This is a genomic window from Mesorhizobium sp. M0991 (assembly GCF_040318915.1).
Lineage (GTDB): Bacteria > Pseudomonadota > Alphaproteobacteria > Rhizobiales > Rhizobiaceae > Mesorhizobium.
The window spans coordinates 589,469-603,515 of record NZ_JAMYNE010000001.1; the positions used below are offsets into that span (position 1 = coordinate 589,469).

Consider the following 14,047-nt stretch of genomic DNA (forward strand, 5'->3'; position numbering starts at 1 on the left):
TCCAGCCCGGCCATTTGCCGAGTCCGGCCCGAAAGCCTATATGCCGGGATCAAAGGACAAAGCATGGCTCGCATCTACCAAACACGCATCTGGCACGACCAGCTTTCGCCAACGATGGAGGAAATCGAGCTCCTGGCGCTGGAGGCCTATGCCCATCTGCCGGAGGAGTTTCGCAAGCTGACCGGCGAGATCGTCATTCAGATCGCCGAATTCCCGACCGACGAGATCATGGACGACCTTTCTCTGGAAACGCCCTTCGACCTGCTCGGCCTGTTCGAGGGGCGCGGCATCGCCGAGCGCTGGAATCCGCAGACCGGCGAAGGCCCGAACCGCATCACGCTCTACCGCCGCGCCATCCTCGACTACTGGGCCGAGAACGAGGAAACGCTGGGCGACATCGTCACCCACGTGCTGATCCACGAGATCGGCCACCATTTCGGCCTGTCGGACGACGATATGGAGAAGATCGAAGAGGCAGCGGAGTAGGATGTGCTGATATTCAGGTGATGCCGGCCTGCGAACGGCGGCTTCCTGCGCTTACCTACAGCGCCGCGCGCCCTATTGGGCGCGCAAAGGACGCTGTAGAACTTTGATTTTGCGCATGACCTTTCCGAAATCGATCTCGATTTCGGAATCATGCGCGGGCTCACGTACCCAAAAGTACGCTCCGCTCCGGTTCTCGGAAACCACCCAGTCTGGTCGCTTCGCGCCCGTCTTCGACTCCGGCGCGGCCTGACCTGAATCTAAGTCTACCAGTCGCTGAGCTTGGTGTCGGGGCCGTATTCCTGGCCCTCGACGTCCTTCACCACCGCCTGGCCGCAGCGCATGGTCTTGGCCTCCTTGTCATAGGCATAGGTCGGCGAACCGAACAGATGCCAGCCCGTGTTGAGCGCCGCCGTCACCTTGTGGCAGAAGCTGGCGTCGTCCGGGCCGGACAAAAAGCGGTAGAGTTTCATTTTCAATCCTGTCGTCAGTTACGATAATCATGCGCGAACAGCGGCGGCCTTCGCCAGCAGTTTTTCGGCCTGCGCCAGATGCAGCCGCTCGACCATCTTGCCGTTCAGCGCAACTACCGCCTTGCCGGTATTTTCGGCGAGCGCGAAGGCTTCCTTGACTGTGCGCGCCTCGGCCAATGCTTCAGGCGTCGGCGCAAAGGCGCGGTTCGCGGCTTCGATCTGCGCCGGATGGATCAGCGACTTGCCGTCAAAACCCATCGCGGCCGCTTCCGTGCACTGGCGCGCAAAGCCGTCCATATCGCGAAAATCATTGAAGACGCCATCGAGCAGGTCGAGGCCGCCGGCACGCGCCGCGAGCACCATTTGCATCAGCCACGGCACAAGATAGCGCCGGTCGGGCGTGGCGAGAATGCCCGTGTCCTTGACCAGGTCGTTCGTTCCGGCAACGAAACAAACCAGTCGAGAGGCCGGGTCGCGGCCGAGCTCGGCGATCGGCCCGATGTTGAGCAGCGCCTTGGGCGTCTCGATCATCGCCCACAGCTTGACTTCGTCGGGGATAAAATTGTCGTCGAGCACGTCGCCTGCCTCGAGAATGTCGCGCGGCGTGTCGACCTTGGGCAGCAGGATGGCGCCGGGCGTGCATCTTGCCGCGGCCAGCAGATCGTCGGCGCCCCATTCGCTCGACAGCGCGTTGATGCGCACGACCATCTCGCAGCGCCGGTCGGAACGGCCGGCGAAAATCCCCGCCAGCTTTTCGCGCGCGGAAGGCTTGTCGGCCGGGGCGACGGCGTCCTCAAGATCGATGACGACGGCATCGCAGGCCAGCGACGGGATTTTGGCCAGTGCCTTGTCGTTCGAAGCCGGGACGTAAAGCACCGAGCGGCGCGGGCGGGAGGGTTCGGCAGTCATCTCCGATCTATGCCGCCTGCAACCGGCCGAGGCAAGCCGTGCATAAAAACTGCACGCAATTTCGGAAAATCTCCTCGTCTCCGCCCCGCTTGCCACCCGACAGAATGCGACAGGGGCGGCATGCAAGAGCAAACGAACTCCCGTTGGTCCCTGCCGTACCGGCTTCGCCGCGAAAGCTGGTGGCTCGTCGATCCGCCCCAGACTTCGGCAAACCTCCTCCCTTTCGTCCGCAAATCCCTGCCCACCGGCCGCATCAAAGCCGCCGAGAAAGCCCGATCATGACAGTATTCCTCTCGGCGGCGCCGAGCTATTGCAGCCGCTTCGGCGTTGCCGTCCTGCTCGTCGCGTTGGCTGATTTCTTCTTCTATGGCCAACCGGCCGGCATCACACTTTTCCTGTTCGGCGTTGCGATTGCCGCGGCGAGCATGGCTCTCCATCCTCTCGGCATCTTCAACGATGGCAGGTTCTGGTTCAAGCCGGTTGCGCTGATTATGGCGCTGCTGCCGCTTGTGGAAAATGTCAGCGCACTGTCCGTCTCGATCGCGCTGGCGGCGACGGCCATCTTCGCGCTTTCACTGGCCGGACGGTTGCGGTCCGGCCTTGCCCGCATTGCCGGCCAACTTTCGCTGTTCCTGCTAGCAACGCCATTTCGGCTGGTCCTGGATTTCTTCCGCTGCCGCAAGGCGGCGCGGCGGCTTGGCCGGCGGCGCGTGCGCCTTGCGGCGATCGCCGTCTGGGTCATGCCGCTGAGCCTCGGCGCGGTGTTCCTCGCCTTGTTCGGCGCCGCCAATCCGGTCATCGAATATTGGTTCTCGCTGATCGACCTGATGGCACTGCTCGACCTCATCCAGCTGCCACGTCTCGCCTTCTGGCTGTTCGTGCTTGCCGGCGTCTGGGCCCTTCTGCGGCCGCGCCTGCCGCGCTTTCTCCGCCGCCGCAGCGTGTCCCCAGCAAGCGCACCGGCGACGCCGGCCACCAGGACCACCATCGAGGACATCATCTTCGGCAAGGCCGCTATTCTCCGCGCGCTTGTCGTCTTCAACATCCTGTTCGCGGTGCAGAGCGCACTCGACGCCACCTATCTGTGGGGCGGTATCGCGCTTCCCGACGGGCTGACCTATGCCGCCTACGCGCATCGCGGCGCCTATCCGCTGATCGTCACGGCGCTATTGGCGGCCGGCTTCGTGCTGGCGGCGCTGAGGCCGGGAAGTGCGACCTCCGGCGATCCGCTCATCCGCCGGCTGGTTTATGTCTGGGTGGCGCAGAACGTGGTCCTGGTCATCTCGTCGATCCTGCGGCTCGATCTCTATGTCGGCATCTATGCGCTGACCTATTGGCGTGTCGCCGCCTTCGTCTGGATGGGGCTGGTGGCGGCGGGCCTTGTCCTGATCATAGCCCGCATTGCGCGCGAAAAGTCCAACGAATGGCTGCTTTCCGCCAATCTTCTGACGCTATCGGCGACGCTTTATGCCTGCTCGTTCATCAACTTTGCCGCGCTGATCGCCAACTACAATGTCGAGCATTCCCTCGAAATGACCGGCCAAGGCACCCAGCTCGACGTCTGGTACCTGCGCTCGCTCGGGCCCGGCGCCTTGCCGGCGCTCGATCGCTTCGTCCAGCACCAGAGCAGGACGGTTTCCGCGGAGGATGCCTCCACCCGCGAACTCGCCGGCTGGTACGCGCAGGACGAAGCACGCTTCCGCGCCGGCCAGGAAAACTGGCGCGGCTGGAGCTTTCGTGACTGGCGGCTCAACCGCGCCCTCGACAGGCGTGGCCCGTTCGTGGTTCCTCCGATGTCCGAACCCTTCATGCCGGGCCGCTGATTTGATGCCGCACCACATACTGGTCGCCGACGACGATCCGCACATTCGCGAAATCATCTGCTTCGCGCTCGAAAAGGCCGGCATGAAAACGCTGACGGTGCCGAACGGCGCGGCTGCCTTGCAGGCGATCGAACGCCGTGCTCCCGATCTTGTCGTGCTCGACATCGGCATGCCGGAAATGGACGGGCTGGAAGTGTGCCGGCGGCTGCGCCACACATCCGACGTGCCGGTGCTGTTCCTGTCCGCGCGGGATGAAGAGATCGACCGCATCCTCGGGCTGGAAATGGGCGGCGACGATTATGTCACCAAGCCGTTCAGCCCGCGCGAGCTGGTCGCCCGCGTCAACGTCATTCTGCGCCGCGCCCGGCCCACGCCGAAACCAGCCGACGACCGGCAATTCTCGCATGGCAGACTGTTGCTGGTTCCGGCAAGCCATACAGCCAGCTTCGACGGCAAGCCACTGGTTCTGACCTCGATCGAATTCGCGATCCTGCAAGGATTTCTGGCAAGGCCGGCGCATGTGCTTGGCCGCGACATGGTGATGGCCAATGCCTATGCGGCCAACATCCATGTCGCAGACCGCACCGTCGACAGCCATATCCGCAACATCCGCGCCAAACTGGCGGCGGTCGGCTGCCTTGATGCAATCGAGACCGTGCACGGCGTCGGCTTCCGGCTGGGTAAATGCGGCGCGTGACCGCGCAGAAATGGCGGCCACGGCTTGCCACGGTCGTCATTGCCATCCTGATCATGGTGATGGCACTGCCGCTGGCCGGCCTGTTCTTCTTCCGGCTCTACGAGAACCAGCTGATCCGCCAGACCGAGGCCGAGCTGATCGCACAAGGTGCCGCCCTTGCCGCGATCTACGCGCAAGAGGTCCGTGAGGCCGGCCTTGCCCCGGAAAAGCTCGGCACACCCATGCCTCCGCCCGATACCGGCGATCGGGCTTCTCGCTACCTGCCGATCGAACCGCGCCTCGATCTTGCGTCCGACAGGATCCTGCCGACCCGGCCCGCAGCCACCGCGGCCAGCGTCGATCCTGCCTTCGCGGCGATCGGCGCGCGGCTGTCGGGCATACTTGCCGAGACGCAGAAGACCACGCTAGCCGGCTTCCGGCTGCTCGATCCGAGAGGCGTGGTCATCGCCGGGCGTGAGGAAGCCGGCCTGTCGCTCGGCGCTGTCGAAGAAGTTCGCGCAGCACTTGCCGGCCGCTACGCCAGCGCGCTTAGGCTGCGGGTTCCCGACCAGCCGTCGCCGCCGCTCTATTCGGTCAGCCGCGGCACCAAGGTTCGCGTCTTTGTCGCCATGCCGGTTGCGGTCTCCGGCAAGGTCGCCGGCGTGGTCTATCTGTCGCGGACGCCGAACAACATCGTCAAGCATCTCTATGGCGAGCGCGGCAAGGTGGCGCTGGCGGCAATCGCCATCCTCGGCGGCACGCTGCTGATCGGGCTGGTCTTCCTGCGCACCGTCAGCCGGCCGATTTATGCGCTGATGGAACGCACGAAACGCATCGCCGCCGGCGACCGCGCGGCGATCAGGCCGCTCGATCACCACGGCACGCGCGAAATGGCAGCGCTTTCCGCCGCCTTCCTCGACATGGCCGAAAAGCTGCACGCACGCTCCGACGGCATCCAGACCTTTGCCACCCACGTCTCGCACGAGCTCAAATCGCCGCTGACGGCGATCCAGGGGGCGGCCGAACTGCTGCGCGATTCGGGCAGCGCGATGGACGAGGCCAAGCGGCGGCGCTTCTCGGACAATATCGTCACCGATGCCGGCCGGCTCAATCTGCTGGTGCGCCGCCTGCTCGATCTGGCGCGCGCCGAAAATCTCGAGCCGAGCGGCGAAAGCACATCGCTCGGTGCGGCACTGGCGCTGCTGCCGGCCGATGACAGGCTGGCGGTACGCCTCGAGGCGGGCGCCGAGATCGGGCTGCGCATATCGGCTGAAAACGCCACGATCGTGCTGGCCAACCTTATCGACAATTCGGCGCGGCACGGCGCGACGCTGGTTTCGGTCACGGCAGCAAGCGCGGACGGCAAGGCCACCATCGTGGTGGACGATGACGGCGCCGGCATTTCGCCCAGCAACCGAGGCCGCATCTTCGAGCCGTTCTTCACCACGCGCCGCGATTGCGGTGGCACCGGCATGGGCCTCGGCATCGTGCTGGCCCTCCTGAAAGCGCATGATGGCACGATCCGGCTGGTTGACTCGGCGAGCGGCACGCGCTTCGAGATCATCCTGCCGGCGGCGTGACTCGGCGGTTCAGATCGGAAGGGCGAAAAAGGTGCATTACGACATCGTCATCATCGGCGGAGCCATCGTCGGCTCCTCTGTCGCCTATTATCTGCGCGAGGAAGGGTTTTCGGGCTCGATCGCGCTTGTCGAGCGCGACCCGCAATTTTCCCGCGCCGCGACCACGCTGTCCTGCGCCTCCATCCGCCAGCAGTTCTCGATCCCGGAAAACATCCGGCTGTCGCAGTTCACGCTGAAACTGTTCCGGCGGCTCAGGGAAGAGTTTGGCGCGGACGCCGATATCGGCTTTCGCGAAGGCGGCTACCTCATCCTTGCCGGCGAGAACGGCCTGCCTATCCTGCGGGCCAACCACGAGGCGCAGATGGCCGAGGGCGCCGACATCGTGCTCGAGGATGCCGAGGCGCTCGTCCACCGCTTTCCGTGGCTGTCGGTCGAGGGCATTTCCGCCGGCGCCTATGGCCGCAGCGGCGAAGGCTGGTTCGACGCGCATGCGATGCTGATGCTGTTCCGCAAGGCACTGCGAAGCAAAAACATCGATTTCATCACGGCGTCGGTGACCGGTATCAAGCGGCAGGGGAAGCGCGTCGCCGGTGTGACCCTCGACAATGGCGAGCGGCTCGAGGCTGGCACCGTCGTCAACGCCGCCGGGCCGAATGCCGGCAAGGTGGCAGCGATGGCCGGGCTGGCGCTGCCCGTGGAGCCGCGCAAGCGCAACGTCTTCGTCTTCGAGGCGCGAGAGAAATATGAGGACATGCCGCTGCTGGTCGACCCAAGCGGCATCTATGTCCGGCCGGAAGGCTCGGTCTACATCACCGGCGGCGCCGAGCCAGAAGAGGGCGAAGGACCGGCCGACCCCGCCGACTTCGACCCCGACTGGCCGCTGTTCGAAGAGGTGATCTGGCCGGTGCTGGCGACCCGCATTCCGGCCTTCGAGGCGATCAAGCCGACGCGCGCCTGGGTCGGCCATTACGACTACAACACGCTCGACCAGAACGCGGTGATCGGCCCGCATCCCGAGGTCGGTAATTTCCTCTTCGCCAACGGTTTTTCCGGTCACGGCTTGCAGCAGGCGCCGGCGGTCGGCAAGGCGCTGGCGGAACTGATCGTGCATGGCGGCTATCGCACGGTGGATTGCTCGGCGTTCGGGTACAGCCGTATCGCCGACGGGCGGCCGTTTCGGGAATTGAATGTAATTTAACGCTTGTGCGAAGGGCCGTTGGGCTAAGCCGCCACCAAGCCGCCTGCACCAAGATACGCCTGAAGCCAGCTCAGAACCCTACCCCAGCCTTCCGCATGCTCGGTTGCGGCGTCAGCGAGGCCGGCAAAGCCGCCATGACAGATGGTGACGCGCGTGCCGCCGGCGATCGGCTCCAGCAGCCAGGCGACTTTGGTTTCGCGGCGGCCAAGCGTCGGATGGTCCCAGTCGTATCTGCGCGTCTGCACGATCCGGCGCGGCCCCTCGATCTCCAGGAATTCACCGCTGGCGGGCAGGTGTCTGCCAGCCGCCGTCTCGACGGTGACGCTCCAGCGGCCGCCAACGTGGAGGTCGGCCGTCCATCCGGTCATCCGGTAGGTCTTGGCGGACCCCCACCAGCGCTCGACCTCGCGTGTAACGAGCGCGTCAAAGATCCGCTCGGGCGGCGCGCAAACATCGGCGCTCGCCATGACGGTCTCGCCATTGGTCATGCTGTGCACCGCGGAACCGTGCATCACCTGTCCTCCAGAAACGTTTCGCTATCGAAACGACCTCAAGCCTTCGACGCCGGGCGCGACAGCCCTTTGCCGGTTTCGAGCAGGCTCTTCAGGCTGGACAGGATGAGCGGCCAGCCGTTCGCCACATGGCCGAGCAGCTTATGCGGCCCATCGGCTTCGTGTGTGATGGCGAGCTTCATCATCTCGCCCTCCTGCTCGATGGCGAAGGTGCAGCGTGTGTAGCCGTCCGCCTTGACCTCGGGCATGAATTCGTTGCGCCATTTGAGCACGATGCGCTTGGGTGGATCGATCTCGAGGACCTCGCCGCTGTCGGTGACGCGGCCGTCGGTGTAAACCATCTTCCACGCCGAACCTTGTTTCCAATCGCTCAGCATCTGGGCGCCGAGGAAATATTGCCGCTGGAACTCCGGTTCGGTCAGTGCTTGCCAGAGTTTTTCGGGCGAGGTGCGGATGTAGGTGACATAAACGAAAATGTTGCTCATCAGTCTTCCCTTTCGAGACGTTTCTTCAAATCGCTGAGGGCGCCCAGTCGCCCCCGCTCGAATTTGCCGATCCAGCGTTCGGCGATCTCGTTGATGGGAACGGGATTCAGATAGTGTTGCTTCTCGCGTCCCTTGCGGATGGTGGTGACGAGGTTTGCTTCTTCCAAAATCGCCAGATGCTTGGTCACCGCCTGGCGCGTCATGTCCATCTCACCGCACAGCGCGTTCAGCGTCTGCCCGTTCCTGGCATGAAGGCTGTCCAGCAATCGCCGGCGTGTCGGGTCGGCCAAGGCGCGAAAGACATCATCCATGCTCATGACTCTAATATGCAACCATTTGGTTGCATGTCAAGAGGCAGAACCTTGGCCGAGGATGCGCAGGTTGAGGTCGCTGGAAGTGGATTTCAGCGCTTGCGGCCGAACCAGAACGCGTCGGACACGCGCTCCATGCCGATCCGTTCGTAGAAGCCGACCGCGTCGGGCATGGAGATCAGGCTGATGGCGACGGACGGCCCGAGTTGTCGCCGCGCTTCATCGAGAAGGCCCTTGCCGATGCCGAGCCCTTGCGCCGCTTTGCAAACGGCGAGCTCGGAAACGTAACAGACCCACGAGAAATCGGTGACACCGCGGGCAACGCCGACCAGCGGCTTGCCTTCTGTGTCGAGACGCGCGGTGAGCACCAAATTGGCCGCTGACAACATCGCCTTTAATCGGGTGTCGTCATCGACGGGGCGGTTGGCGCCGAGGCCGGATTCCACCAACACGCGGCGGAACTCGGCGGTGCCGAGGCCCGGTTCGCTGGCGTAGAGGACCTTGGATCGCGTTGTCATGTCGATAAAAGTGCACCATGGGCCGGTGATTTTGAAGCTGTTTTGTACCGATCTTGTGTTTCGATCGACGACGGAAGTCCAAAAACAGCCGCCTTTTATTTGCCCGCGGCTTTGTGTAAACCGGGCGCCAGCAATTCCCCGCAACGAGAAGAAGACGGGCAAGAACCATGGAAAAATTCACCAAGCTCACCGGCGTCGCCGCGCCGATGCCGATCGTCAATGTCGACACCGACATGATCATCCCCAAGGATTATCTCAAGACGATCAAGCGCACCGGGCTCGGCACCGGCTTGTTTGCCGAAATGCGCTACAAGGACGACGGTTCTGAAAATCCGGACTTCGTGCTCAACAAGCCGGCCTACCGCAAGGCGCAGATCCTGGTCGCCGGCGACAATTTCGGCTGCGGCTCGAGCCGGGAACATGCGCCGTGGGCGCTGCTCGATTTCGGCATCCGCTGCGTCATCTCGACCTCGTTCGCCGACATTTTCTACAACAACTGCTTCAAGAACGGCATCCTGCCGATCACCGTCAGCCCGGAAGACCTGGAGAAGCTGATGGACGATGCCTCGCGTGGTTCCAACGCGACGCTGTCGGTCGATCTCGAAGCCAAGGAAATCCGCGGGCCGGACGGCGGCGTGGTCAAGTTCGACCTCGACGAATTCAAGCGCCACTGCCTCTTGAACGGCCTCGACGATATCGGCCTGACCATGGAGAAGGCCGGCGCCATCGCTTCGTTCGAGAAGAAGAACGCCGAGCTGCGGCCCTGGGCATAGGCTCTAAAGCCGCGCCGACGGTCGGCCTCTACGCCAAGTGTCCGGGAGGGATGTGATGACACGCTTGCTTGTTGCCGCTGCCTGCGGACTGCCGCTGATGCTGCTGCCCCCGGCGAGCGTCTATGCCCAGACGCAGACGCCCGCCACGGAAGCGCCAGCGACAGATCAAGGCGCCAGCGACACAGCCGCCGCCGACGATGACAAGCAGGCGCCGATCCCGTTCGAGGGCGGCCAGCTGACCATCACCCAGGAGGAAGAGTACGGGGAACGGGTGCTCGCCTTCGACGGCAAGGAACTGGCGCGCAATTACGACGTCTTCTTCGACAAGATCGTCGAGGTCGGCGGCGTCAAGGTGGCGCTGGTCGATGTCGGCGACGGCGGCAATCAATGCGGCCCGGCCAAGGTGATCGTGTGGAAGCCGGAAGGCGGCGCGATCCAGACGACCACGGTCGAGCAGGACGAATGCGGCGCACCGCCGGCTGCGATCTCCGACAGCGCGATCTATTTCGTGCCCTATCTGCTGCCGGGCGATTCCAAGCCGGCGCTGCAATGGTCGCCGACGGACGGACTGACGACGTCCGGCAATCTGACCTACATGCCGGAGCCGGGCACCGACTGGAAAGACGTCGATCCGTCGAAATACGACAACATCATCGACGCCTTCCACAATGAAGCGGTCTACAAGGAAGCCGAGACGCTGCTCGGCAAGGACATGCCCGACATGGCGACCAGCCTGCTGGTCGGCGGCGGCACCGAGAAAACCGCGTCGGGCGCCTTTTTTGCCAGCGGCTGCGTGCCGCATGATTGCGGCGGCAATGACGGCTTCATGGCGGTCGACCCCGTCGACCACAAGCTCTATTTCGCCCGGCGCGGCGACAAGCCCGAGCCGGACGCGTGGCCGGCGGTGAATAGCTGGCCGGCCGAGATCAAGGAAGCGCTGGACAAGGCGCTGGGGTCACCGAATTAGAAATCGTTCTGCCGCGATCCTTCCCGCCCCCCTCTGTCCTGCCGGACATCTCCCCCACTTGGGGGGAGATCGGCCGTCACCGCCGCTTTCACCAAACGGCCTACGCTGAAAAAAGGAGGACACCATGCGAAAACTGATCTCCACCGGTTCGCCCTTCGAGAAGACCGCCGGCTATTCGCGCGCCGTGGTGCAGGGCGACTGGTGTTTCGTGTCCGGAACGACCGGCTACGATTATGCGACCATGTCGATGCCGGAGACCGTCGAGGCACAAACGCGCAATTGCCTGGCGACGATCACCAAGGCGTTGCGAGATGGCGGCTTCGAAATGGCTGACGTGGTGCAGGCACATCACTATATCACCGATGCGGCTTTCGTGGACGTGGTGTTCCCGATCCTCGGCGAGGCATTTGGCGAGATCAGGCCGGCAGCAACGATGATCGTGTGCCAGCTCAACAAGCCGGAAATGAAGATCGAGATCGAGGTGACGGCGCTGCGGCGCACAGCCTGATGCCTGTCACGGTTGCGACAACGACACGGTTAGAACGAGGATCGGCCCATGGTGAAGGTCAGACGCATCGTTGCAAACATAGACACGCAGGACATCGCGGCGGCAAAACCCTTCTATCAGGATGTGCTCGGTCTCCATCTCAAGATGGATATGGGCTGGATCGCTACCTATGGCTCGCAAGAGACGATGTCCGTGCAGGTCAGTTTCATGGCCGAAGGGGGATCAGGAACGCCGGTGCCTGACCTGTCGATCGAGGTCGACGACGTCGATGCCGCGCTTGAAAGCATGAGGACGGCCGGCTTTGCCATCGAATACGGTCCGGCGGACGAACCCTGGGGCGTGCGGCGCTTCTTCGTACGCGACCCGTTCGGCAGGCTGGTCAATATCCTCTCGCATCTGTAGGCGTTTTGGCTTGAGCATCGGATTCTCCCAAAACCCGGTTTCCACTTTTGGGTCCGATGCTCTGAACCGCAGGCTTGCGCGCCGGCCGCTTGGCGTTTAGCAAGGCCGCGGCTCACGACACAATCAGGACGGTTCTCATGGCTTCGAAAAATCTTCTCCTGCTTGCCGGCGACGGCATCGGCCCCGAGGCGATGGCCGAGGTGAAGAAGCTGATCGCCGCCATGAACGACAAGCTCGGCAGCGATTTCGTCACCGATGAGGGCCTTGTCGGCGGTTGCGCTTACGACGCACATGGCGCGGCGATTTCCGATGCCGACATGGCCAAGGCAATGGCGGCGGACGCGGTGCTGTTCGGCGCCGTCGGCGGACCGAAATGGGATGCGGTGCCTTACGAGGTGCGCCCGGAGGCGGGTCTGCTGCGGCTGCGCAAGGACATGGAACTGTTCGCCAATCTTCGACCCGCCATTTGCTATCCGGCGCTGGCGGCGTCCTCCTCGCTCAAGCAGGAGGTGGTCGAGGGGCTCGATATCCTCATCGTGCGCGAGCTCACCGGCGGCGTCTATTTCGGCGAGCCGAAGCAGATCATCGATCTCGGCAACGGCCAGAAGCGCGGCATCGACACCCAAGTCTACGATACGTTCGAGATCGAGCGCATTTCGGGTGTTGCCTTCGAATTGGCACGCACGCGCAAGAACCACGTCACCTCGATGGAAAAGCGCAATGTGATGAAATCAGGCGTGCTGTGGAACGAGGTCGTCACCCAGACGCACAAGGCCAGGTATGCCGACGTCAAGCTCGATCACATGTTGGCCGATGCCGGCGGCATGCAGTTGGTGCGCTGGCCGAAGCAGTTCGACGTCATCGTCACCGACAATCTGTTCGGCGACATGCTGTCCGACATCGCCGCCATGCTGACCGGCTCGATCGGCATGCTGCCGTCGGCCTCGCTCGGCGCGCCGGATGCGAAGACAAAAAAGCGCAAGGCGCTCTACGAGCCGGTGCACGGCTCGGCGCCCGACATCGCCGGCAAGGGCATCGCCAATCCGATCGCCATGATCGCCTCCTTCGCCATGTGCATGCGCTATTCCTTCGGCATGGTTGAACAGGCCGACCGGCTGGAAGGCGCGATCGCCGCCATTCTCGATCAGGGCTTGCGCACCAGGGATATTCATTCACCGGGGATGACCGAGGTCGGCACCGCTGAGATGGGCGACGCGATCATCGCCAAGTTCCTGGGCTGATCCCATGTCGGTCGACGTCCGCTGGGCGACGACCGGGGATGCCGCGGCACTCGCCACCATGCTTTGCGAAATGGCGGTGCATTACCGGCAGCCGCCACTCGACGCCAGCCAGACTTTGTCGGCGGCGCAGAAATGGCTTGGCGACGAAAGCCCGGCCTATCCGCATTTTGCGCTCGCCTTCGTCGATGGCGAAGTTTGCGGGCTGGCCTCGGTTGCGATCGCGCATCCCGGCATCGATCTCGAGCGGCTGCTGTTCCTCAAGGACCTGTTCGTGCGCGATACCGCCCGCGATGGCGGTGTCGGTCGAGCGCTGATGGTATTCCTCGCCGGCCATTGCCTGCGCGAGGGCATCGGCCGCATCGACCTGACCACCGAGGACTGGAACGAGGGTGCGCTGCGCTTCTACGACGGGCTCGGCGCGGAGCGCCACGGCCAGAAAGTCTTCCTCAGGCTTTCGAGCGAGGCGCTGAAGGCGGTCGCTAAGCCGTGACGCCGGCCGGCATCGCGCCCCAGCGATTTTCGCCAAATTGAGACGGAACCAATCCGAGGATGAGAAAGGTCACGCCAGCCGGAGTGAAGCAAAGCAAGGCAAGCCATCCGGTTAGCCCAATGTCGTGCAGACGGCGCACGATAAGCGCGATTAACGGCAGCATCATTGCCAGTACGAAAAACAAAGCAGGAAGGTAGCCGATCGACGTCCTTGGGCCGTCACCGAAACCGCCTATCGCCAGGTTGAGGAGAATGCCGAATCCGGACAGCGCGACGAGCACGACGATCGAGCAGATATAGAACCCCCAGAACTCCTTGCGGCGAGCGCGGCCGGTGAAATTGCGATAGTCGTAGACTAGCGCGCGCCGGAAATAGGCCCATAAGCCCATGGATCGGGCCGGCTGATTTTCGGCGGCACGGCCAGGCCGTTGCGGTTGTGCCGCGCGTGACGGCGAGGTATCGCTCGCTGCTGCCGTTATGGCGACGATATCGTGCGCCGTCCTGTCGTCCGCTCGGAACTCGACAAGCGCGCCCCTAGCAAGCGACACTCCCTGGCTCACATCCTCACGCGCGAAGATATAGCGCTTGCCGTCCGCTCCGTTGATGTAGCCGTAGTCCTGATCCTCGTCGTAGTGAAACACTGCGCCGCGCATTGCCTGCCCCTGGATTGCGTCGCAGCTATGCTATTTAAAGTTGCAT

At 63.6% G+C, this 14,047-nt stretch carries 18 protein-coding genes; 11 read left to right on the forward strand and 7 right to left on the reverse strand.

The window, feature by feature from the left end; all coding sequences use genetic code 11:
* Window positions 1–63 precede the first annotated feature (63 nt).
* Window positions 64–486 carry a metallopeptidase family protein gene (locus NKH70_RS02915; RefSeq protein WP_023721935.1) on the forward strand — a complete coding sequence of 141 codons (423 nt, stop codon included), beginning with the start codon at window positions 64–66 and terminating at the stop codon, window positions 484–486.
* Window positions 487–749: 263 nt separating this feature from the next.
* Here the strand turns inward: NKH70_RS02915 and NKH70_RS02920 are convergent, their stop codons facing one another.
* Together NKH70_RS02920 and NKH70_RS02925 are read right to left on the reverse strand one after the other, a co-directional pair.
* Complete coding sequence (locus tag NKH70_RS02920; RefSeq protein ID WP_352913065.1) at window positions 750–956, reverse strand: DUF1737 domain-containing protein; 207 nt, start codon at window positions 954–956, stop codon at window positions 750–752.
* 27 nt (window positions 957–983) lie between these two features.
* Window positions 984–1,865, reverse strand: a complete 882-nt coding sequence (locus tag NKH70_RS02925; protein WP_352913063.1) for an HpcH/HpaI aldolase/citrate lyase family protein — start codon at window positions 1,863–1,865, stop codon at window positions 984–986.
* Window positions 1,866–2,143: 278 nt separating this feature from the next.
* Here NKH70_RS02925 and NKH70_RS02930 point away from each other — a divergent pair, with 278 nt between their 5' ends.
* The 4 genes from NKH70_RS02930 to NKH70_RS02945 are packed head-to-tail and all read left to right on the forward strand — an operon-like array spanning window position 2,144 to window position 7,142.
* A complete protein-coding gene (locus tag NKH70_RS02930) occupies window positions 2,144–3,688 on the forward strand; it encodes a DUF4153 domain-containing protein (protein WP_352719405.1) in 1,545 nt (514 codons plus the stop codon).
* Window positions 3,689–3,692: 4 nt separating this feature from the next.
* Complete coding sequence (locus tag NKH70_RS02935) at window positions 3,693–4,385, forward strand: response regulator (RefSeq protein ID WP_352913059.1); 693 nt, start codon at window positions 3,693–3,695, stop codon at window positions 4,383–4,385.
* Complete coding sequence (locus tag NKH70_RS02940; RefSeq protein WP_352913057.1) at window positions 4,373–5,944, forward strand: ATP-binding protein; 1,572 nt, start codon at window positions 4,373–4,375, stop codon at window positions 5,942–5,944. The genes NKH70_RS02935 and NKH70_RS02940 overlap by 13 nt, the downstream gene beginning before the upstream one ends.
* 31 nt (window positions 5,945–5,975) lie before the next feature.
* Window positions 5,976–7,142, forward strand: a complete 1,167-nt coding sequence (locus NKH70_RS02945) for an NAD(P)/FAD-dependent oxidoreductase (RefSeq protein WP_352913056.1) — start codon at window positions 5,976–5,978, stop codon at window positions 7,140–7,142.
* A 23-nt stretch (window positions 7,143–7,165) separates the two neighbouring features.
* Here NKH70_RS02945 and NKH70_RS02950 read toward each other — a convergent pair whose 3' ends face one another.
* From NKH70_RS02950 to NKH70_RS02965, 4 genes are all read right to left on the reverse strand, one after another.
* On the reverse strand, window positions 7,166–7,654 hold the full coding sequence (locus NKH70_RS02950) for an SRPBCC family protein (RefSeq protein WP_352913054.1): 489 nt from the start codon (window positions 7,652–7,654) through the stop codon (window positions 7,166–7,168).
* 38 nt (window positions 7,655–7,692) lie between these two features.
* Window positions 7,693–8,139, reverse strand: a complete 447-nt coding sequence (locus NKH70_RS02955) for an SRPBCC family protein (protein ID WP_352470856.1) — start codon at window positions 8,137–8,139, stop codon at window positions 7,693–7,695.
* Complete coding sequence (locus tag NKH70_RS02960) at window positions 8,139–8,450, reverse strand: ArsR/SmtB family transcription factor (protein WP_352491684.1); 312 nt, start codon at window positions 8,448–8,450, stop codon at window positions 8,139–8,141. The genes NKH70_RS02955 and NKH70_RS02960 overlap by 1 nt, the downstream gene beginning before the upstream one ends.
* Before the next feature lie 92 nt (window positions 8,451–8,542).
* A complete protein-coding gene (locus NKH70_RS02965; RefSeq protein ID WP_352466522.1) occupies window positions 8,543–8,968 on the reverse strand; it encodes a GNAT family N-acetyltransferase in 426 nt (141 codons plus the stop codon).
* Between the two features lie 167 nt (window positions 8,969–9,135).
* Between NKH70_RS02965 and leuD the strand changes: the two genes are divergently transcribed.
* The 6 genes from leuD to NKH70_RS02995 all read left to right on the forward strand — a co-directional run bounded on the left by leuD (window position 9,136) and on the right by NKH70_RS02995 (window position 13,349).
* A complete protein-coding gene (leuD, locus tag NKH70_RS02970) occupies window positions 9,136–9,741 on the forward strand; it encodes a 3-isopropylmalate dehydratase small subunit (protein ID WP_292663076.1) in 606 nt (201 codons plus the stop codon).
* A 55-nt stretch (window positions 9,742–9,796) separates the two neighbouring features.
* Complete coding sequence (locus NKH70_RS02975; RefSeq protein ID WP_352719401.1) at window positions 9,797–10,708, forward strand: Ivy family c-type lysozyme inhibitor; 912 nt, start codon at window positions 9,797–9,799, stop codon at window positions 10,706–10,708.
* Window positions 10,709–10,832: 124 nt separating this feature from the next.
* Window positions 10,833–11,216: a RidA family protein gene (locus tag NKH70_RS02980; RefSeq protein WP_352719400.1), complete on the forward strand. Its 384-nt coding sequence runs from the start codon at window positions 10,833–10,835 to the stop codon at window positions 11,214–11,216.
* A 51-nt stretch (window positions 11,217–11,267) separates the two neighbouring features.
* Window positions 11,268–11,618 (forward strand): VOC family protein, encoded by a 351-nt coding sequence (locus NKH70_RS02985; RefSeq protein ID WP_352719430.1) that lies wholly within the window; start codon window positions 11,268–11,270, stop codon window positions 11,616–11,618.
* A 137-nt stretch (window positions 11,619–11,755) separates the two neighbouring features.
* On the forward strand, window positions 11,756–12,859 hold the full coding sequence (gene leuB / locus NKH70_RS02990) for a 3-isopropylmalate dehydrogenase (protein ID WP_352719399.1): 1,104 nt from the start codon (window positions 11,756–11,758) through the stop codon (window positions 12,857–12,859).
* A 4-nt stretch (window positions 12,860–12,863) separates the two neighbouring features.
* Window positions 12,864–13,349: a GNAT family N-acetyltransferase gene (locus tag NKH70_RS02995; RefSeq protein ID WP_352719398.1), complete on the forward strand. Its 486-nt coding sequence runs from the start codon at window positions 12,864–12,866 to the stop codon at window positions 13,347–13,349.
* On the opposite strand, the gene NKH70_RS03000 is transcribed toward NKH70_RS02995, so the two are convergent.
* On the reverse strand, window positions 13,339–14,001 hold the full coding sequence (locus NKH70_RS03000) for a DUF805 domain-containing protein (RefSeq protein WP_352913049.1): 663 nt from the start codon (window positions 13,999–14,001) through the stop codon (window positions 13,339–13,341). The two genes, NKH70_RS02995 and NKH70_RS03000, sit on opposite strands and share 11 nt — an antisense overlap.
* Between the last annotated feature and the right edge of the window lie 46 nt (window positions 14,002–14,047).